Raw genomic sequence first — 577 nt, 5'->3', positions numbered from 1 at the left:
TAACGCAGAGCTAAGGGGCAGCGTAAGGCTGGGCATAAAATGCGAAGCATGCCCAGACTGAAGCTGTCCAGCGAACGTATGTGAGCGGCCTTGAGCGACCTGTTAGCAGTCATTTTATCCTCATTTGTTCTACCCATTTATTAGGCATACCGTTGTAATAGTCTCTAATACGGTCTTCGATGTGATTTACAGCCCAGACTGCGCACCTTTGTAGATTTAAACACTCCTCTCTTTTTGCGGAGCGTATGACACCTCCAACATATATTTCAAATTTTGTTGGATTTAATGCGTCTTGAATAAATTTTGGTAATGGCTGTGAATTTTCTTTGCTGATAGAAGCCTTGCCCGCTTTTAGCCAACGACCATCTCGGATCGCGTCGTCATTTACAGCTTCTCTGAATAGTACTTGAGTGTTAACTATTTCATCGGGTGTTAAATTGGTTTTTCCTTTTGTATTAAAAAAAACCATGTCAACTTCAGGCAAAACTTGCGCATGAATAAAAAAATCATCGATTGGGATGATTACGATGGAACCAATGGTTCTTCTTTGGCGAGCTACCATAATGACCTGCTAACG

The 577-nt window shown here is 41.8% G+C and carries 1 protein-coding gene; it reads right to left on the bottom strand.

What is annotated here, in order from left to right; translation table 11 throughout:
• Positions 1-109: 109 nt before the first annotated feature.
• On the bottom strand, positions 110-562 hold the full coding sequence (locus tag H8K52_RS20635) for an Imm26 family immunity protein (protein WP_186924794.1): 453 nt from the start codon (positions 560-562) through the stop codon (positions 110-112).
• Between the last annotated feature and the right edge of the window lie 15 nt (positions 563-577).

It is taken from the genome of Affinundibacterium seohonense (assembly GCF_014284305.1).
GTDB lineage: Bacteria > Pseudomonadota > Gammaproteobacteria > Burkholderiales > Burkholderiaceae_D > Undibacterium > Undibacterium seohonense.
The sequence above is the reverse complement of the archived record's forward strand: the minus strand, read 5'-3'. Positions and strand labels throughout refer to the sequence as shown.

Excerpts from the sequence above, each read along its gene's own strand:
- H8K52_RS20635 (WP_186924794.1), bottom strand. The coding sequence starts at position 562 with ATGGTAGCTCGCCAAAGAAGAACCATTGGTTCCATCGTAATCATCCCA.